The sequence below is a fragment of the Algibacter lectus genome, assembly GCF_900112395.1.
In the GTDB taxonomy this organism is placed as follows: Bacteria; Bacteroidota; Bacteroidia; order Flavobacteriales; family Flavobacteriaceae; genus Algibacter; species Algibacter lectus.
In genome coordinates, this window is the sequence record NZ_FOLN01000004.1 from 279480 (window position 1) to 297963 (window position 18484).

The 18484-nt window shown below is 33.6% G+C and carries 19 protein-coding genes; 9 read left to right on the top strand and 10 right to left on the bottom strand.

Features of this window, described 5'->3' with window-relative positions; translation table 11 throughout:
- Positions 1 to 217 precede the first annotated feature (217 nt).
- Positions 218 to 1561, bottom strand: a complete 1344-nt coding sequence (gdhA, locus tag BM246_RS09650) for an NADP-specific glutamate dehydrogenase (protein ID WP_074937475.1) — start codon at positions 1559 to 1561, stop codon at positions 218 to 220.
- 201 nt (positions 1562 to 1762) lie between these two features.
- Between gdhA and BM246_RS09655 the strand changes: the two genes are divergently transcribed.
- Both BM246_RS09655 and BM246_RS09660 read left to right on the top strand, forming a co-directional pair.
- Positions 1763 to 2566, top strand: coding sequence for a THC0290_0291 family protein (locus BM246_RS09655; protein WP_042499515.1), 804 nt, complete (start codon positions 1763 to 1765; stop codon positions 2564 to 2566).
- Positions 2567 to 2761: 195 nt separating this feature from the next.
- A complete protein-coding gene (locus BM246_RS09660; RefSeq protein WP_074937477.1) occupies positions 2762 to 3487 on the top strand; it encodes a DUF3298 and DUF4163 domain-containing protein in 726 nt (241 codons plus the stop codon).
- Here BM246_RS09660 and BM246_RS09665 read toward each other — a convergent pair.
- The gene (locus tag BM246_RS09665) at positions 3464 to 3928 is read right to left on the bottom strand and encodes a DinB family protein (protein ID WP_074937479.1); all 465 of its coding nucleotides are present in this window, start codon (positions 3926 to 3928) and stop codon (positions 3464 to 3466) included. The genes BM246_RS09660 and BM246_RS09665 overlap by 24 nt on opposite strands.
- A gap of 134 nt (positions 3929 to 4062) precedes the next feature.
- Between BM246_RS09665 and BM246_RS09670 the strand changes: the two genes are divergently transcribed.
- A complete protein-coding gene (locus BM246_RS09670) occupies positions 4063 to 4410 on the top strand; it encodes an arsenate reductase family protein (protein WP_042504029.1) in 348 nt (115 codons plus the stop codon).
- A gap of 18 nt (positions 4411 to 4428) precedes the next feature.
- Here the strand turns inward: BM246_RS09670 and BM246_RS09675 are convergent, their stop codons facing one another.
- From BM246_RS09675 to BM246_RS09685, 3 genes are read right to left on the bottom strand one after another with little or no spacing between them, the layout of a single operon-like run.
- Entirely contained in the window at positions 4429 to 5334 is a 906-nt protein-coding gene (locus BM246_RS09675; protein WP_083415753.1) for an endonuclease/exonuclease/phosphatase family protein, read from the bottom strand.
- Positions 5301 to 5837: a YciI family protein gene (locus tag BM246_RS09680; RefSeq protein ID WP_042499506.1), complete on the bottom strand. Its 537-nt coding sequence runs from the start codon at positions 5835 to 5837 to the stop codon at positions 5301 to 5303. The genes BM246_RS09675 and BM246_RS09680 overlap by 34 nt, the downstream gene beginning before the upstream one ends.
- A 17-nt stretch (positions 5838 to 5854) precedes the next feature.
- The gene (locus BM246_RS09685; RefSeq protein ID WP_074937484.1) at positions 5855 to 6328 is read right to left on the bottom strand and encodes a CYTH domain-containing protein; all 474 of its coding nucleotides are present in this window, start codon (positions 6326 to 6328) and stop codon (positions 5855 to 5857) included.
- 82 nt (positions 6329 to 6410) lie between these two features.
- Between BM246_RS09685 and dinB the strand changes: the two genes are divergently transcribed.
- The 3 genes from dinB to BM246_RS09700 all read left to right on the top strand — a co-directional run bounded on the left by dinB (position 6411) and on the right by BM246_RS09700 (position 11568).
- A complete protein-coding gene (dinB, locus tag BM246_RS09690) occupies positions 6411 to 7508 on the top strand; it encodes a DNA polymerase IV (RefSeq protein ID WP_042499502.1) in 1098 nt (365 codons plus the stop codon).
- A 278-nt stretch (positions 7509 to 7786) separates the two neighbouring features.
- On the top strand, positions 7787 to 10213 hold the full coding sequence (locus BM246_RS09695; RefSeq protein ID WP_074937486.1) for a TonB-dependent receptor: 2427 nt from the start codon (positions 7787 to 7789) through the stop codon (positions 10211 to 10213).
- A gap of 14 nt (positions 10214 to 10227) precedes the next feature.
- Positions 10228 to 11568, top strand: a complete 1341-nt coding sequence (locus tag BM246_RS09700; RefSeq protein WP_074937488.1) for a hypothetical protein — start codon at positions 10228 to 10230, stop codon at positions 11566 to 11568.
- Positions 11569 to 11650: 82 nt separating this feature from the next.
- Here BM246_RS09700 and pyk read toward each other — a convergent pair whose 3' ends face one another.
- The 5 genes from pyk to BM246_RS09725 form a co-directional block, all read right to left on the bottom strand.
- Entirely contained in the window at positions 11651 to 13093 is a 1443-nt protein-coding gene (gene pyk, locus BM246_RS09705) for a pyruvate kinase (protein WP_074937490.1), read from the bottom strand.
- The gene (locus tag BM246_RS09710) at positions 13093 to 13578 is read right to left on the bottom strand and encodes an IPExxxVDY family protein (RefSeq protein ID WP_042499498.1); all 486 of its coding nucleotides are present in this window, start codon (positions 13576 to 13578) and stop codon (positions 13093 to 13095) included. Before BM246_RS09710 ends, pyk begins: the two co-directional genes overlap by 1 nt.
- Positions 13579 to 13707: 129 nt before the next feature.
- Entirely contained in the window at positions 13708 to 14448 is a 741-nt protein-coding gene (rnc, locus tag BM246_RS09715) for a ribonuclease III (RefSeq protein ID WP_042504038.1), read from the bottom strand.
- A 7-nt stretch (positions 14449 to 14455) separates the two neighbouring features.
- Complete coding sequence (gene fabF, locus BM246_RS09720) at positions 14456 to 15706, bottom strand: beta-ketoacyl-ACP synthase II (protein ID WP_042504040.1); 1251 nt, start codon at positions 15704 to 15706, stop codon at positions 14456 to 14458.
- A gap of 12 nt (positions 15707 to 15718) precedes the next feature.
- Complete coding sequence (locus tag BM246_RS09725; RefSeq protein WP_007647141.1) at positions 15719 to 15952, bottom strand: acyl carrier protein; 234 nt, start codon at positions 15950 to 15952, stop codon at positions 15719 to 15721.
- 185 nt (positions 15953 to 16137) lie between these two features.
- Between BM246_RS09725 and purN the strand changes: the two genes are divergently transcribed.
- The 3 genes from purN (at position 16138) to BM246_RS09740 (ending at position 18443) form a co-directional block, all read left to right on the top strand.
- Positions 16138 to 16704, top strand: coding sequence for a phosphoribosylglycinamide formyltransferase (gene purN / locus BM246_RS09730; RefSeq protein WP_042504042.1), 567 nt, complete (start codon positions 16138 to 16140; stop codon positions 16702 to 16704).
- 52 nt (positions 16705 to 16756) lie between these two features.
- Complete coding sequence (locus BM246_RS09735) at positions 16757 to 17395, top strand: ribonuclease H1 domain-containing protein (RefSeq protein WP_074937492.1); 639 nt, start codon at positions 16757 to 16759, stop codon at positions 17393 to 17395.
- 121 nt (positions 17396 to 17516) lie between these two features.
- Positions 17517 to 18443 (top strand): PfkB family carbohydrate kinase, encoded by a 927-nt coding sequence (locus BM246_RS09740; RefSeq protein WP_042499491.1) that lies wholly within the window; start codon positions 17517 to 17519, stop codon positions 18441 to 18443.
- Positions 18444 to 18484: the final 41 nt, after the last annotated feature.

Below are 18484 nucleotides of genomic sequence, written 5' to 3' on the forward strand. Positions count from 1 at the left end.
TGTATCATAAAGAGCTAAGCAACTTACTTAAAACCCATATTTACTTTAAAATTGATCTATAAAAAACAATTTAGAACTCATTTCGATTCAAATATATTTATAACTAACGAATTAAGCTTCAAAAAAATATATTATAGCCGTGATTCTTTCATATTAATAAATAAAAAAGCCTTCTGCAAAACAGAAGGCTCTATATTAATAATTATGCTTTTATATTTTAAACTACACCTTGTGCTAACATAGCATCGGCCACTTTTACAAAGCCAGCAATGTTTGCGCCACGAACGTAATCTACATAACCATCTTCATCTTCGCCAAACTCTAAACAAGATTTATGAATATCAGACATAATATCCTTTAACTTGGTATCCACTTCTTCTCGAGTCCATTTAAAACGCAATGAATTTTGCGTCATCTCTAAACCTGAAGTTGCTACACCTCCAGCATTAGATGCTTTTCCTGGTGCAAATAATATTTTTGCTTTGTGAAATACAGTTATAGCTTCTTTAGTTGATGGCATATTAGCACCTTCACTAACACAAATACAACCATTTTTAACTAGAGTATTTGCATCATCTTCATTTAATTCATTCTGTGTTGCACATGGTAATGCTATATCACATTTAACACCCCAAGGTGTTTTTCCTTTTACAAAAGTTGCATTCGGGTAGCTTTCTAAATACTCGCTAATTCTACCACGCTTAACGTTTTTCAAATTCATAACGAAAGCTAGTTTTTCTTCATCGATACCTTCTTCATCATAAATATATCCAGAAGAATCAGAAAGCGTAAGTACTTTTCCGCCTAATTGTAAAACTTTTTCTGCTGCATATTGTGCTACATTACCAGAACCTGATATTACAACGGCTTTACCATCAAAACTATCATTTTTAGTTTCAAGCATTTTCTGTGCAAAATAAACATTGCCATATCCTGTTGCTTCCGGTCTAATTAAAGATCCACCCCAAGACATTCCTTTTCCAGTTAATACACCAGTAAACTCATTTCTAAGTTTTTTGTACATCCCGAATAAAAAGCCAATTTCTCTTGATCCAACACCAATATCTCCTGCAGGAACATCGGTATTTGGGCCAATATGTCTAAACAATTCACCCATAAAAGCATGACAGAAACGCATAATTTCATTATCACTTTTTCCTTTTGGATCAAAATCACTTCCACCTTTTCCACCACCCATTGGTAATGTGGTTAAACTATTTTTAAAGACTTGCTCGAAAGCTAAAAACTTTAAAATACTCATATTTACTGTTGGATGAAAACGTAACCCTCCTTTATAAGGTCCGATAGCAGAATTCATCTGAATTCTATATCCACGGTTTACTTGAATCTCACCATCATCATCTACCCAGCACACTCTAAACGTGATAACACGCTCAGGCTCAACCATCCTTAATAAAATATTCTTTCCGTAATATATATCGTGTTTAACAATGTACGGAATTACAGTTTCCGCAACTTCTTCTACTGCTTGTAAAAACTCAGGCTCATCACCATTTCGTTCTTTTACCAGGTCTAAAAACGCTTTAATGTTATTTTTCATTTATTATAAAATGTATTAAAAATTATATAATATACAATTATAGAGTACAAATATACGTTATCTTTAAAAATATAGCTTAATTTTTTAAAAATTCGCAATAGAATATTCAATTACGCTAGTCCACATACTACAAACATTTGCTAGTTCCATCAGATTTTCTATATTTGCTTTTATTAATGCCTCAAAAACAGTATCTTAATTATGCTTAACTTAAAGCGTTTAGCTTGTTTTATTTGCTTGTTTGCTACCTATCAAACAGCATTTTCCCAATTGGGATTTTCACATGAAATTGGCGTTATAGCGGGCCCTGTTCAATTTCGAGCAGATTATGGCCAAAGAGATAACTCTAGTACAAATTTTGAAAATTCAGGTTTTGGAATCGGTATTGTGCACTATTTAAATTTTGCATACCGAGCCGACTGTAATTGCTACACCACAGAATCTTACTTTAACGATCATTTTAAATTAAGAAACGAAATATCATACAACAAAAGTAATCTAGAACATGTTGGCAGATGGGTTGATGTCAATAAAAACTCTGATGATACAAACAGACTTAGAGGACACAAAGGTGTTGCCGAAAATTTTGACATCGGTACACAACTTGAATTTTACCCACTAAGCATTCGCGATTTTCAATCTTTTAGTCCAAGAGTAGCACCTTTTGTTAGTTTAGGAATTCACTACACAGCCTTTACACCAAGCGTGACTACAACTTACGCTAATCCAAATCCAACAGCAGTTGGAGATGTAACCGATGCTAGTAATTTTTACTCTCTTTGGGACCCAGGATCTGTAGATGCAACACCAGGGAGTACTTTTTCTACTGTAATGAGTGTTGGTATGCGTTACAAATTAGATCGCGTTTCAGATTTAATGATTGATTTTAGAGGCCAATTTTACTTTAGTGATTGGGTTGATGGGCTTAATCACCAATTAGACTATAATAAAAATAACGATTGGCTTATGTGGTTTAACGTTGGCTATATTTATTACTTAGATTAATAAAACTCAATTTATAAAATATTAAAAAGGCTTATATTTCACAGAGATATAAGCCTTTTTCAATTTAAATCCTCAACATAAGCTTCACTCATATTACAAAACATTTACCATTATGTTTTTATAAATATTAATAGCTTTTAATATGGTGTATTCAAATGCAATAATTATCTTTAATGTTGCTAAATAATACAATCCATGCTTAAAATAAACACGCTACTTACAATTTGTTGTTTCACTCTATTTTTTAGTTGTAAAGATGATGTAAACACCACTTTTGAAGATATAAATATCACGACCGAAAACAATAGCGTTGTTGAAGTTAACATACCTAAAGCGGTTGGTAACAAAACAGTTTCTAGTGTTATTAATTCTGAAATAGAAAAAGAGGTGATAGCCAATTTACATCTTGGAGAACCTAATGCAATTAATGCTAAATCTATAGAAGAAAGTATTAATAACTTTAATAAGGAATTTGAAACTTTCCAAACCGATTTTTCTGAAATTTCTCAACCATGGGAAGCTCAAATTGATGGCGAAATTATGTTCTCTTCTCCCGAAATTATAAGCTTGGCACTAACATCGTATATGAATACAGGTGGTGCACATGGCATGCTTAAAGTTTCTTTCTTAAACTTTGATGCAACTACCGGAAAAACAATTCCGAATAAAAACTTAATAAATGATACTGAAGTTTTTAAACAAATAGCCTTACCTTATTTTAAAGAAGCCACAAAAGATAAAGACATTTTTGAACCAGAATTAGACGCCTTTAAATTACCCGAAAATATAGGTTATAACGACGAAGGCATTGTTCTACTTTATAACGCATACGAAATTGCCCCATATTCAACAGGTATTATAGAATTTGAAATTCCTTTTAATAAAATTGCGAATTACTTAGCCTTTAACAGCGCGCGATAAGGCAAGAATATAACCATAGTGCATCCCTTCGTGAACTAAATCAAATGGTAAAACATCATCAATACTTCTTAATGTATTTCCTGTGGTAGACACCGTATATTCGGTATAATTTTTAAAAACACCTGCTTTATAATCTGCCTCCAATTGCTTCATAGTAGAAATTAATAAATCATTAATTTCATCAACTTCAGCTTGAGTAACATCACCTTCTGGTTTGCTATCTTTTTTGTATTTACCAATCATCTCGTCACTAACAACCATTGGTAAGCCAGAAAGCTTATAAGCCAAAACCTGTGTAGTAACCACCATATGAGCTATATTCCAAATAATATTATTATTGAATCCTTCTGGAATTTTATTTAAATCCTCTAAAGTATTATTTTCAATATGTTTTTGTGCCATAGCACGAATATTGGCTAAAACGTCGAATGTAAATTGCATGTTTTTAATTTTTGCATAAATATACTTCTAAAACCAAAAATAGTCTAAAAAATTAAAGCATATTCTTTAATAAATTCTAAAATGAATTGGTTTAAAACTGAAAATTAACGTTATTTTGCTTCAAACAAAAAGTCATGAAAAAAGTATATTATTTAAAAACGTGTAGCACTTGTATTAGAATTTTAAAAGAGCTTAATATTCCTGCCGATTATATACTTCAAGATATTAAAACAGAACCTATAACTGTAGCTCAAATAGAAGAAATGCAAGCTCTTTCGGGCAGTTACGAAGCCCTTTTTAGCAAACGCGCCAAACTTTACAAAGAAATGGATTTAAAAAACCAAGACTTAACAGAGCGTGATTACAAGCAGTACATTTTAGAGCATTATACATTTTTAAGCAGACCTGTAATAATAAATGGCGATGCTATTTTTATTGGAAACTCTAAGAAAACAGTAGAATCTGCTAAAGGAAATCTTTAAGTTTTAATTTGAAACACCTTATTTTCTAATCACAGTTTTAATCATACTATGATCGGAATCTCTTGTGGCTATTTTTTCCGAATTTACCATAGTTAAATCTTTAGACACCCAAATATGGTCTATAGACAACAACGGAAAATTCCATGGCCAAGTTTCTCTAAAACCATTACCTTTTTTTGAAAAGAAGTGATTGTAATTTTGCTCTAAACGATCTAAAAACACAGACTCGTAAGGCGCATTAAAATCACCTAATACAACGGTATTGTTGGTGTTTTTAATAATATCGTTCGCAAATTTAAATTCCCAAGCTTTAGGTACATCAAAACTACCTTGCATATCTACAGCATAAAATTGAATACCAGCAGAGCTAAACTTCACTATTGTAGAGCTATATTTAGAACGCTGCTCCTCTTCAATATGAAGCGGTGTTTTTGAAAAAATTTCAATTTCGCCATTCGATTTATAAAAGTAATATTGAGGATATTTTGCTTTAATCCTATCGAAACTGCGTTTTTTAGGCTCACTTAAAACCATAATATCCGGAATAGATTCGTTCTCTTTAAAAGCCGACTCAAACCCATCGTCTCTAGAGGCATTCCAAAATACAACTTCAACATCGGTATCTTTTACTTCTTCTGTAAAACTGATACTAAAACTTCTAAAAAACCATACAAATAATAAAACACCAGCAAGAATAAGATTGTATTTTCTACGCTTTCCAAGAAAAACAGAAAACACCAAAACTATAGTAATTATAATGGGTAAAGGAAATAAATAAAACCAGTAGGCGAATTTAAACGATGCATCTTTTACTAAAAAATGGAGTACTAATAAAGCAAGAACACATATTAGGTTTACTATAAATATGCCCGTACTTAATACCTTAAGTATTATCTTAAACCAACGCCTTTTGCTGCCCACCATGGATGTATTTCTATTTCTAAACGTTCCGCCTCAACCATAGGGTCGGCTTTAGCTAAACTATCGGCCATTTTTAAAGTTGGCACATTATATATGGTTATACCACTAATATCTCCATCGTCACCAAACGGTCCCGAAATATCTGCATAACCTAACTCGTACATTTTTGATAAATGCTCTAAATGTAATTTTTGTAAACGCTCACTCTCTTCTTCGTTTTGCATTTTAATAGCGCTCTTTTTTAAAAAGGCCATAAAATATTGCTGCATTAATACAGTATCCTGTGTTGTTTCATTAACATGTACATAGGTTTTAAACCCCTTAGCCGTTAATTCTTCTTTTATTTCTTTCAATGTTTTTTTAACAGGCTCTGCTGGTACTTCAACTATAATAGTATCTGTAACAGTTTTCCCTGGATCTTCACTGTTAGAATCTCCTTGCTTTGTCTCATTTTTACACGATACTAACAATAAAACACATAAAAACGGTAGTATTAATTTTTTCATAACAAATAAATATTAAGTTATTTAATCCAAGATTTAAAAGGGTGTTTACTTAACTGCGAATTGTAATATTTCACATCTCCAGTAACTTCGTTACCTAACCAGTCCGGTTTTATATACGTTTCGGTTTCGGTATTTAGTTCTATTTCGGCAACAATTAATCCAGAATTATATCCATAAAACTCATCGACTTCATAAATATGCTGTCCTTGTTTTATTTCATAACGAGTTTTATCAATAATGGAAGGCTCGCATAGCTCCAATAAAGCTTCGGCTTCTTGCTTTGGAATCTCCTTTTCCCATTCAAAACGAGATAGGCCGCTTTTAGAACTTGCGCCTTTAATCGTTATAAAGCCTTGCTTCCCTTTTAACCTCACTCTAACCGTACGTGCTTTATCGGTATTTAAAAACCCTTGGCTAATTCGAGTTTGCTTAAAAGCTTCTTTTTTAAAAGCTTCAGATTTTACTAAAAATTTACGTTCTATTTCTATCATATAAAATTCCGCGAAAGCGAAAATATTTTAAAAATATTAAGTTTAGGAATTGCCCTTAAATATGAATTGATAAATTTACGCTATGTTAACCGATTTACCAATAAGAAAAATTATTCATGTGGATATGGACGCCTTTTATGCGTCTGTTGCGCAATTGGATAATCCTGATTTAATTGGTAAAGCCATTGCTGTTGGCGGAAGCGGAAGGCGTGGCGTAATTAGTGCCGCCAGTTACGAAGCTAGAAAGTTTGGTGTAAAAAGTGCCATGTCTGGAAATCTGGCCGTTAAACTTTGTCCGGAATTAATTTTTGTAAAAACCGATTTTGAACGCTATACCTCTATATCTAAAAAGATTAGAAAAATATTTCTAGATTATACCGATTTGGTAGAACCACTTTCTTTAGATGAAGCTTACCTCGATGTTACGCAAAACAAAAAAGGAAACCCAAGTGCCTCTATGATTGCCGAAGAAATAAGAGCACGCATTTTTAATGAAGTAGGTTTAACAGCTTCCGCAGGAATTTCCATTAATAAATTTATAGCAAAAATTGCCAGCGATTACAATAAACCTAACGGACAAAAAACAGTAAATCCAGAAGAGGTTATTCCGTTTTTAGAAACGCTAGATATTAGGAAGTTTTATGGTGTAGGTAAGGTTACTGCGGAGAAAATGTATCAAAAAGGCATTTTTACAGGCATGGATTTAAAACAGAAATCGATAGAGTTTCTAGATGAACACTTTGGGAAATCGGGTAGCTATTATTACAACGTAGTTCGTGGTATACATACTAGTGAAGTGAAACCAAACCGGATTAGAAAAAGTTTAGCTGCAGAACGTACTTTTAGTGAAAATTTATCTTCGGAAGTTTTTATGATGGAGAAACTAGAACAGATTTCTGAAGAAGTTACCAAACGCTTATTAAAAAGCAAAGTTGCAGGAAAAACAGTGACTTTAAAAATAAAGTACAGCGACTTTAGTTTACAAACGCGCAGCAAAACACTACCCTACTACATAAGTGATAAAGACATTATTCTAGAAACAGCAAAAGATTTACTTTATCAAGAAAAAATGAGTAACTCGGTGAGATTACTAGGCATTTCTCTTTCCAATTTAAATACGGATACTAAAAAAGCACCAGAACCAAAAAGTGTTAGCGCACAGCTAAAATTTGGATTTTAAAAGTTTAAGATATTTATTAAAAATCACTAAAACTTAACTTTATTCAACAACTTCTATCCATTTTTTTGCTTATCCACTCATCTAATTGTATAAATTCAGGACACCTCACTATTTAGAATAATTAAAAATAAACACAAAAAACTTAAATATTCTTAATGAGAGTATCGATTTTTTTTGCAAATAAAAAGCAAATCTGCCTTTACCTTAAATTATCATCAAATCCGTTATCTTTATTTGGACTGAATACAAATAAGAGTAATTTTGTAAAAAAATTACTCATGCCATCAGTAAAAATATTTTCAACTTTCTCATTGTTTTTCTTAAGCATTTTGGCTTTTAGTCAAAACGGAGATTTATATGGTAACGTTAAATTTGATACCAAAGAGCCTGTTTTAGGAGCCTATATTATTTTAAAAAGTTCTAGTTTTCAAAAGGAAGCAAACTCTGATATTAATGGTGATTTTTACTTTGAAAATATTCCTTACGGAAATTATACACTCCAGTTGCATTCTTTAAATGCCGAAGTTAAAACTATTGATATTACTATAAATACTTCAGAAAAAAACCTTGATGTTACATTAACTTTTTCCTCGTATCAAGATTTAAAAGAAATACAAATTGCGGGTAAAACCTTAAAAAGACAGATTGAAGATAAAGGCTTTGCTGTAAATGTTATTAAAACAAAAGAAGCCAGTATTAGAAATATTCAAACAAACGATTTACTAAACACTACGGCTGGTGTAAAAATTCGTCAAAATGGTGGTTTAGGTTCTAACGTAGAATATAGCTTAAACGGCTTATCGGGTAGTTCGGTTAGAATTTTTATTGATGGTGTTCCAATCACTATGTATGGTTCTTCTTATAGTTTAAACAGCATTCCGGCTTCAATGATAAAAAACATAGAGGTTTACAAAGGTGTTGTTCCTGGGCATTTAGCAGACGATGCTTTGGGTGGAGCCATTAATATAGTACTTCATAATTCAACTAAAAATTACTTAAACGCTTCAGCTTCTTATGGATCGTTTAATACTTTTCAAACCAATGTAAACGGATTATATAGATTCGAAAAATCTGGCTTTACGGTTAAGGCGTCAGTGTTTCATAATTATTCTGATAATGATTATAAAGTTTCAGGACGAAGCGTTGTTGTTACTGGTTTAGGTGGTGCACAAACTCCAATTACTGCAAGACGATTTAATGATGCCTACAGATCTACAGGTGGCATGGCACAAATTGGTTTTACAAACGTAAAATGGGCCGATCAATTTTTTGTTGGAGTTACGAGTTCCGATGACTATAAAGAAGTTCAACACGGCGCTTTTATGACTATTACACCATACAAAGATCGTTTTTTAGAGTCTGATGCTCTACTTGGTAATTTAATCTACAAAAAAAGAGACCTATTTACTGAAGGCTTTGATGTAAATGTAAATGCTTTGTACGGTAAACGAAATAGAATTGTGAATGATACTGTAGCGGCTGCATACAGTTGGAATGGAGAAAGAGCCATAGATTTTAGAGGAGATGAATACGAATATACTTGGGGCTCTCAACAAGAAGGCGGACCAACTCTAGCAAAAATAGAAAGGAACGTCGCTGCTGTTAGAACCGGACTATCTTATACCATAAACGAACATCACAAAGTATTATTCAACCATGCATACTCTAGTATTGAAAGAGAAGATAGCGATGCCTTAAGGACGGTTTTAGAAAACACCTTCATGGGTACTAGAGATTTATATAAAAATATTTTTGCTTTAACCTACGAGTTATCTGCTATTAACAACCAATTAAAAACGAGCATATTTGGTAAATACTATAGCCAAAAAACTTTGAGTATCGATCCTGCCATTGCAACAGATAGTGAAGGAAATGATACCGTAGTTGATGAAACTGTAAAGGCCAACAACAAATACGAAGGTTTTGGTTTTGCAGCCTCTTATGCCATTACACCAACAGTTAGCTTATTAACATCGGCCGAAAAAGCGATTAGATTACCTAACGAAACGGAAGTTTTTGGTAACGATGGTGATAATGTTGTTGCAAACCCAAGCTTAAACCCAGAGGTTAGTAATAATTTCAATATAGGTTTTAGATTTGGTAGATTCAAAATAAAAAAACATGCTTTTACCATTTCAACCAATGCTTTTATAAGAGATATAAAAGATAGAATTGGATTACCTATAGAAACATCTTTAAACGTGGATGACGAATTAATTCTATATGTTAATCAGGGTAATGCAAAATCTAAAGGTATAGATGCACAACTTAACTATACGTACAATAAAAACTTAGGTTTTAATTTTAATATATCTCGTTTCGATTTAACAAGCGAAACTACCAACGGAACAGAGTTCGATATTCCGAACACACCTTTTTTTACAATGAATGGTAGTTTAAGATATTCATTCAAAGAGCTTATTCAGAAAAAATCTTTATTAAACCTTTTCTACTCCGTGTATTTCACAGACGAGTTTTCATACTTAGTGTCTCAAGGCTCTAACACCGTTGGCGACGATTTCTTTAAAGTACCGGAGCAATTAGTTCACGATTTAGGCCTTACCTACTCTTTTCCTAATAGAAGATTAGCGATGAGCTTCGATATTAAAAACATTTTCGACGAACCCGTTTACGACAACCTTTCGGTACAAAAACCAGGACGTGCTTTTTATCTTAAACTGAATTATACAATCAATAAATTTTAATTAACTCTAAAAACATGAAAAAACAAATTTTAAACCTTAAAACCTTAGCCTTGCTATTTAGTGTTTTATTACTAGCCTTTAGTTGTAGTGATGATGATGCTCCAAAAGAAGTTGTAGATGAAGAAACTGAAGACGTTAGCAGATGGATAACTGTTGCTGCCGCAAGAATGGGAGAAAACCCAGGCGATGGAAATGGTGGAACTTTAATTTACTCTATTAGCAGTGAAGATGCTAAAGACCCAACCGTTTCTATTGAAGCTTTTGAAAATGGATTTATTGCACCATCAAATAGAACGGCACGTTTACAATCATCTGAAGATGGTAGTACTATTTTTAACATTAGCTACGCCGGTGACACTGGTGGCAACTATACCAAATACCTTGTAGAAGGCGGACAAACCTTTACACAAACCGGAACAGAAATTAGCATTGCGCCTTACGTAGGAACAGCTCCAAGATGGATTAAATTATTCGATGGCGATCAAACAGGTGCTGCCGTTTACGTTTCTACAGAACATGAAGCTGATGCTGATGGTAACTATACTAGAACTAACGCTACCATTGGTGTGGTAACTTTAGATTTAGAAAACTCTTTAATTAATAACTTCCAAGAGCACGATGTGGCATTAACTGATGAAGAAGAAGCACTAGGATACTATATTTCTAGAATTGATATGCCAACTTTAAATGCTGCTGGCGATAAATTATATATTGGTGCACGTTTAAGTAAAGTTGACCCTGCCACTACTGAAGGCGATAGCGATTATGAAATTTTAGGATCGAAAACTATTGTCTTAGATTATCCATCACTTTTAAATCCATCAGTTATTACATCGACTGTAGGACACGGTAATACTAACGGATACCGTAGTATTAATGCTTTTCTTTATGACGGAAGTGTTTATCAAGCTAACCAAAGTGACCCAGAAGGTTCTCATATTTTAAAAATTAATTCGGATAATGAATATGATAACTCTTACGATTTTAATTTAGATGATGCTCTTGGTGTTGAAGGCGCTTACATTCTTGCATGGAGACCAGCATCTAACGGAAAAGCTGTACTAGCCTATCGTCACAACGGTTCTGCCGAAGGTGTTGCTGGAGCCCAAGGATTTTTTGCTCTTGTTGATTTAGATGCTAAAACGGCTCAAAAAATTGAAGACATTCCATATCACGAAGATTTCTACTTATTCCAATACCAAGGTTTTGTAGTGGATGGAACAGAAATATACCTAACTCAAGCCCCTGTTGGACAAAATGGAAACATCTACGTTGTAGATACCGAAACAGGTGTTGTAACAAAAGGTGCAGAATTAGTTAATGTAGAAGGAAGTCACTTTATTGGAACGTTCTAATAAACAAAACACATATTTACAAACAAAAACGGCCAATAGATTTAAATCTATTGGCCGTTTTTAATATATAAAACTTAAGTTTTTAAAGACTACAAGTTGTAATTTCTGAAACTCTTAACGTATTAACCATTCCTTTATCTTGAATTGGCATAGCAGCTAAACTCACTAACATATCTCCAACTTCTAAATAACCTTGCTTACAAGCTATAGCATTAACATCTTCGATAGTTTCGTCGGTGCTAACAAACTTATCATAATAAAAAGCACGAACACCCCAAAGTAAACTTAAACGCGTTAAGATTCGCTTATTTGATGTAAATACTAAAATATGACATGAAGGTCTCCAAGCCGAAATTTGAAACGCTGTATACCCACTATTTGTTAACGTAGAAATAGCACTTGCATCAATTTCGTTTGCCATAAGTGCAGCATGATAACAAATTGATTTAGTAATATATCTATTAGTTCTAATATGCGGAGGTAATTGTGGTACTTGAATTAAATCAGAATCTTCAACATTCTTTAAAATGTTACTCATTTGTCTAATCACTTCCACAGGATATTTACCAACTGAAGTTTCACCAGAAAGCATTACAGCATCGGCACCATCCATAACAGAATTGGCAACATCATTTACTTCAGCTCTTGTTGGTGTTAAACTATCAATCATAGTCTCCATCATTTGCGTCGCAATAATTACCGGAATTCTAGCTTTTTTAGCACGCAAAACCAATTGTTTTTGGATTAACGGAACTTCTTCAGCAGGAACTTCTACACCTAGATCACCACGGGCAACCATAATACCATCACAATGTGTAACAATTTTATCGATATTCTCAACAGCCTCTGGCTTTTCTATTTTAGCTATAATTGGAATTTTATGAGTTCCGTGTTCCGCAATTAAATCACGTAATTGCATTAAATCTTCAGCATGACGCACAAAAGATAAGGCCATCCAATCTACATCTTGCCCAATGGCAAAAATAGCATCTTCGATATCTTTTTCTGTAAGTGCAGGCTGAGATATATTTGTGTTAGGCAAGTTTACCCCTTTTTTAGATTTTAATGGTCCACCTTGAACAACTTTGGCTAAAACCTCGTTTTTTCCATTTGTAGAAACTACTGTAAAAAGTAATTTTCCATCATCTAAAAGAATACGCTCTCCTGGTTTTGCATCTTGTGGAAATCTATCATAAGTCATGTAAACACGTTCCTTATTTCCAACAAAACGTTCGCCTGTAGCAAAAATAATTTCATCACCCGGATTTACAACAACATCTTCCTCCATAACTCCTACACGAAGTTTTGGACCTTGTAAATCTGCTAAAATAGCGGCAGTAAAACCAAACTCTTCGTTTAACTCACGAATCATGGTGATACGCTCGGCTACATCCTTATAATCGGCATGAGAAAAGTTAATTCTAAATACATTAACACCTTCCTCAAGCATGCCTTTTAATACTTCTTTTGTGCTTGTAGCTGGTCCTAGAGTTGCTACTATTTTGGTTTTTTTTCTTGTTGCCATTAGCTAAAAATTAAATTGTCTTTTGATTTTAATTGAAATGTATCAATACTATAAGCTGTTGCAATTTGAGGAATTTCCAATATAGTGTCTAAAATATATTTTTCTTTACTCGAACTGAACTCGTTTTCTATTTTCAAAAAGTAGTTAACACGCTTATATTCTGGTATTAAATGAGTTGTTTTTGTTATTTTTTCTTGATTTTCAAATAAAGACCCAAAACTAATTTCTTGTAAACTCTCTGTTTTACAAGTATTAGAAACTAAACTCCAAGTAGTTAGTTGCTTTTCATCTTCCCATTCAAATATAGAATAGTTAGATTTTCCCTTGTTAAAATCTAAATCTTTAGATCTCCTAGCAAGCTTGATCTTTAAATGTTTATTAAGAAGAAAGGCCAATCTGTAGTCCTCAAGTGTACAATGCATTGCTACTAATGTGTATGCCACATCGTCAAAAACATCATCAAGCATCAGTTTATGAACAGCCATAACTTCCTATTATTATTTGTAAATATAGTATTTATAACAATTACTAAATACATGTTTTAACGAATCTTAATAAGAATCGATACTAAAACGTTATAGTTAATTGTTTTTTTCAGTTAAGCTGAAGTTTCGCTAAACTGATTTTGAAATTTTACTCTGAAACACAAAAAAAGCACGTTTAGAAGCTTTCTCTTCTGCTTTTTTCTTTGAAGTCCCTCGTGCTTTCGCAACGACTTTATCGTCTATAGATAGTTTTACCGAGAAATGCCTAACATCGTCATTTCCTGTATCTTCATAAACATTATACCCAAAAGTTTTCTTTTCTTTTTGGCACCACTCTATCAGTAAACTTTTATAGCTTATTACTTTCCCTTCTAAGGTTGCAATATCTACATAAGGTAGAATAACTCGAGTGTAGATAAACTTTTCACAATACTTATAGCCTCTATCTAAAAAAATAGCGCCTACTAAAGCTTCAAATAAGTTACCATGAATATTATCGCCAAATTGGCCTTTAGGTATTTTACTTTCAACTAAAGTAATTAACCCTAAATCTTTACCCAACTCATTTAAATGCTCTCTACTTACAATTTTAGAGCGCATTTTGGTTAAATATCCTTCATCACCACTTGGAACTTCAAGATATAAATGAGATGCTATAACAGCACTTAGCATAGCGTCTCCCAGAAATTCTAATCGTTCATAATTAATAGCATTGCCTTCGCTATCTTTTATGTTCATAGAACGGTGGGTAAAAGCCTTTCTAAAATATTTTATATCCTTAGGTTTAAAACCAAGGATTTGATTTATTTCCATAAAAAAATTCCCGCTGCGTTTAAAACGGGAATTTAATATGTTACGAATGTATTTCATTCGGGATTTAATCTAATTTTTTGAATACTACACAGGCGTTGTGACCGCCAAATCCAAATGTATTACTCATTCCTACTTTTATGTCCCGCTTTTGTGCCTTGTTTAAGGTTAAATTTAATTCAGGATCTATACTTTCGTCTACAGTAGTATGGTTAATGGTTGGAGGTATAACTCCGTTTTCCATTGCCAAAATAACCGAAATTGCTTCAATAGCACCTGCTGCACCTAATAAGTGCCCAGTCATAGATTTTGTTGAATTAATATTTATGTTTTTAGCGTGACTTCCAAAGATCTCTGAAATTGCTTTTAATTCTGCAACATCACCTAAAGGCGTAGATGTACCATGAGTATTAATATGGTCTATATCTTCCGGTTTAAGTCCTGCATTTTGCAAGCAATTTTTCATAACCGCTACAACACCAATACCATCAGGATGTGGCGCCGTCATGTGGTAAGCATCAGAAGATAAACCTCCTCCAACAAATTCCGCATAAATTTTTGCGCCTCTAGCTTTTGCATGCTCATATTCTTCTAGAATCAGTGCGCCAGCACCTTCTCCCAAAACAAAACCATCACGCGTTCCATCAAATGGACGTGAGGCTGTTTCTGGACTTTCATTTCTAGTCGATAGTGCGTGCATAGCGTTAAACCCGCCCATACCTGCAATAGTAACTGCTGCTTCACTTCCGCCTGTAACAACCACATCACAATGCCCTAAACGAATAATGTTTAAAGCATCAAACATAGCGTTAGCCGAAGATGCACATGCCGAAACCGTTGTATAGTTTGGCCCCATAAAACCATGTTTTATAGAGATGTTTCCTGGTGCAATATCAGCAATCATTTTAGGAATAAAGAAAGGGTTAAAACGTGGCGTTCCATCTCCAGCAGCAAAGTTTAATACTTCGTTCTGGAAGGTTTCCAATCCACCGATGCCTGCTCCCCATATAACGCCTACTCTTAATTTGTCAACTTCATCTAGATTCAATTTAGCATCTTCAATGGCTTCATCTGCAGCTACCATAGCGTATTGTGCAAATCGATCCATTTTTCGAGCTTCCTTTCTATCAAAAAAATCTGTTGCGTTAAAGTTTTTCAATTCGCAAGCGAACTTTGTTTTAAACTTTTCGGCGTCATAATATGTTATAGGCGCAGCACCACTTTTACCACTAATTAAACCTTCCCAAAATTCGTCTTTGGTATTGCCAATTGGTGTTAAAGCCCCTAATCCTGTGACTACAACTCGCTTTAATTCCATAAAATATTTTGCTTATTTTGCTGCTTCGATGTATGATATAGCTTGACCTACTGTTGCAATGTTTTCAGCTTGATCATCTGGAATTTGGATATCGAATTCTTTTTCGAATTCCATTATTAATTCCACAGTGTCTAAAGAGTCTGCTCCTAAATCGTTTGTGAAGCTAGCTTCAGTTACAACTTCATTCTCGTCTACTCCTAATTTATCAACGATAATAGCTTTTACTCTTGATGCAATGTCTGACATAATTTTTAATTTTAAGTTTTAATTAGTTGGCAAAAATAAAAAACTTTATTTTTAAAACACACCTTTACCTTAAAAATGTGTGTGTAATTTACTAAAAATAGTTTTAAGTATTTCTCTTTTACCTTCTAATTGTTAATATTTATTCTTTTTTTTGTTTGAATAATTATTAAACACATTGTCTGTAAATGAAACGAATTGTAATTTTTGCGTCCGGGAGTGGTACTAATGCTGAAAATCTAATTAAGTTTTTTCACAACAGAGAAAATGCTTCTGTTATTCAAGTGTTAACTAACAATCCTCATGCCAAAGTTTTAGATCGTGCAAAAAAGCTAAAGGTTAGCGCACTTTCTTTTAACAAAATAGCAATATCTGAGACCGAAGACGTTTTAAACATATTAAAAGCCGCCAAACCCGACCTAATTGTACTAGCAGGTTATTTATGGAAATTCCCAGACAATATATTAGCAGCCTTCCCTAATAAGGTAATTAACGTGCACCCAGCTTTACTGCCAAATTACGGAGGAAAAGGCATGTACGGCATGCACGTGCACAATGCTGTTATAGCTAATAAAGAGAAAGAAACTGGTATTACCATACATTATGTAAATGAACATTATGATGAAGGCGCTGTTATTTTTCAGGCAAAATGTAATATAACGGAAACCGACACAGCCAATGATGTTGCTGCAAAAATTCACCAATTAGAAATGGAGCACTTTCCACAGGTTGTTAACGATATATTATCTAAATAACTTTAAAAACTCAATTTTAAACAATTACCACTTTCGTGAAAAATGCCAAAGTATGTCGAAAAAAAAGAAATTTTACACCGTTTGGAAAGGTCATAAAACAGGGGTTTTCGAAAAATGGAATACTTGTAAAAAACAAATAACAGACTATCCCGGCGCACAATATAAATCGTTCCCAACCTTAGAAGCCGCTCAAGAAGCTTTGGAAGGCAATTATTTTGATTACATTGGGAAAAGCAAAGCTTTTAAAAGCGAACTCTCGCACGAGCAACTAAAAAAAATAGGCAAACCAAACTATAACTCTATTTCGGTAGATGCTGCCTCTAGCGGAAACCCAGGTATTATGGAATACCGCGGTGTAGACACTAAAACAAAAAAGCAACTCTTTATACAAGGTCCTTTTCCGGAAGGCACCAATAATATAGGCGAATTTTTGGCCCTTGTTCACGGCTTGGCTATTCTTAAAAAAAATAATAGCGATCGTATTTTATATACCGATTCGCGAACAGCAATGAGTTGGGTGCGTAAAAAAACGTGCAACACTAAATTAGATCGTAATTCTAAAAACAAACCGGTTTTCGATTTGGTAGATCGCGCCGTAGACTGGCTTAAAAACAACAGTTACAACACCGTAATTGTAAAATGGGAAACGAAGGCTTGGGGAGAAATTCCAGCCGATTTTGGACGTAAGTAAAAGCAATTATTCTTCTTTTAAAACATTTATCTTAGCAATTTTCATTCAAATTGAACATTAAAAATAATAAGGATTAAGCATATAAATAACCTATATTTGCAGAAAATTATCAAGAACTTTCATGGGTAAATTAGTAATAGTTGGTACAGTAGCTTATGATGCTATTGAAACACCATTCGGTAAAACCGATAAAATTTTAGGTGGAGCAGGTACTTATATCGGTCTTTCTGCATCTAATTTCGATGTAGACTCTGCCATTGTTTCTATTGTTGGCGGCGATTTTGAACAAAAATATTTAGACTTACTTTCTAGTAAAAACATCGACATTTCAGGTATTGAAATCGTTAAAGAAGGTAAAACGTTTTTTTGGAGCGGAAAATATCATAACGATATGAATTCTCGCGATACCTTAATAACAGAGCTAAATACTTTAGAAGATTTTAACCCAGTTGTACCAGAAAATTATAAAGATGCAGAAGTGGTTATGTTAGGAAACTTACATCCACTCGTCCAATCTAGTGTTTTAGATCAAATGACGGTTAAACCGAAATTAGTAGTTTTAGATACTATGAATTTCTGGATGGATATCGCTTTAGAAGATTTAAAAAACGTTATAAAACGTATTGATGTGATTACCATAAATGATGAAGAAGCAAGACAATTAACCGGCGAATACTCGCTAGTTGTTGCTGCGAAAAAAATTCATGAAATGGGACCAAAGTACGTTGTTATTAAAAAAGGAGAGCACGGCGCATTATTGTTCCATAACGAACAAATGTTTTACGCACCAGCCTTACCTCTAGCAGAAGTTTTTGACCCAACTGGTGCAGGAGACACCTTTGCTGGTGGCTTTGCTGGCTATTTAGCAAAAACAGGCGATGTATCTTTCGAGAACATGAAAAACGCTGTAGTTTACGGTTCTGCTTTAGCATCCTTTTGTGTTGAAAAATTTGGCACCGAGCGCATGGAGAATTTGTCGCACAGCGAAGTGCAACAACGACTGATGCAGTTTAAACACTTAACGCAATTTGAAATAGAATTAACATAAACTAACGCGCCCACAATTTGGGCGCGTTTTTAATTGAATAT

Excerpts from the sequence above, each read along its gene's own strand:
- gdhA (WP_074937475.1), bottom strand. The coding sequence starts at position 1,561 with ATGAAAAATAACATTAAAGCGTTTTTAGACCTGGTAAAAGAACGAAAT.
- BM246_RS09655 (WP_042499515.1), top strand. The coding sequence starts at position 1,763 with ATGCTTAACTTAAAGCGTTTAGCTTGTTTTATTTGCTTGTTTGCTACC.
- BM246_RS09660 (WP_074937477.1), top strand. The coding sequence starts at position 2,762 with ATGCTTAAAATAAACACGCTACTTACAATTTGTTGTTTCACTCTATTT.
- BM246_RS09665 (WP_074937479.1), bottom strand. The coding sequence starts at position 3,928 with ATGCAATTTACATTCGACGTTTTAGCCAATATTCGTGCTATGGCACAA.
- BM246_RS09670 (WP_042504029.1), top strand. The coding sequence starts at position 4,063 with ATGAAAAAAGTATATTATTTAAAAACGTGTAGCACTTGTATTAGAATT.
- BM246_RS09675 (WP_083415753.1), bottom strand. The coding sequence starts at position 5,334 with ATGGTGGGCAGCAAAAGGCGTTGGTTTAAGATAATACTTAAGGTATTA.
- BM246_RS09680 (WP_042499506.1), bottom strand. The coding sequence starts at position 5,837 with ATGAAAAAATTAATACTACCGTTTTTATGTGTTTTATTGTTAGTATCG.
- BM246_RS09685 (WP_074937484.1), bottom strand. The coding sequence starts at position 6,328 with ATGATAGAAATAGAACGTAAATTTTTAGTAAAATCTGAAGCTTTTAAA.
- dinB (WP_042499502.1), top strand. The coding sequence starts at position 6,411 with ATGTTAACCGATTTACCAATAAGAAAAATTATTCATGTGGATATGGAC.
- BM246_RS09695 (WP_074937486.1), top strand. The coding sequence starts at position 7,787 with ATGCCATCAGTAAAAATATTTTCAACTTTCTCATTGTTTTTCTTAAGC.
- BM246_RS09700 (WP_074937488.1), top strand. The coding sequence starts at position 10,228 with ATGAAAAAACAAATTTTAAACCTTAAAACCTTAGCCTTGCTATTTAGT.
- pyk (WP_074937490.1), bottom strand. The coding sequence starts at position 13,093 with ATGGCAACAAGAAAAAAAACCAAAATAGTAGCAACTCTAGGACCAGCT.
- BM246_RS09710 (WP_042499498.1), bottom strand. The coding sequence starts at position 13,578 with ATGGCTGTTCATAAACTGATGCTTGATGATGTTTTTGACGATGTGGCA.
- rnc (WP_042504038.1), bottom strand. The coding sequence starts at position 14,448 with ATGAAATACATTCGTAACATATTAAATTCCCGTTTTAAACGCAGCGGG.
- fabF (WP_042504040.1), bottom strand. The coding sequence starts at position 15,706 with ATGGAATTAAAGCGAGTTGTAGTCACAGGATTAGGGGCTTTAACACCA.
- BM246_RS09725 (WP_007647141.1), bottom strand. The coding sequence starts at position 15,952 with ATGTCAGACATTGCATCAAGAGTAAAAGCTATTATCGTTGATAAATTA.
- purN (WP_042504042.1), top strand. The coding sequence starts at position 16,138 with ATGAAACGAATTGTAATTTTTGCGTCCGGGAGTGGTACTAATGCTGAA.
- BM246_RS09735 (WP_074937492.1), top strand. The coding sequence starts at position 16,757 with ATGTCGAAAAAAAAGAAATTTTACACCGTTTGGAAAGGTCATAAAACA.
- BM246_RS09740 (WP_042499491.1), top strand. The coding sequence starts at position 17,517 with ATGGGTAAATTAGTAATAGTTGGTACAGTAGCTTATGATGCTATTGAA.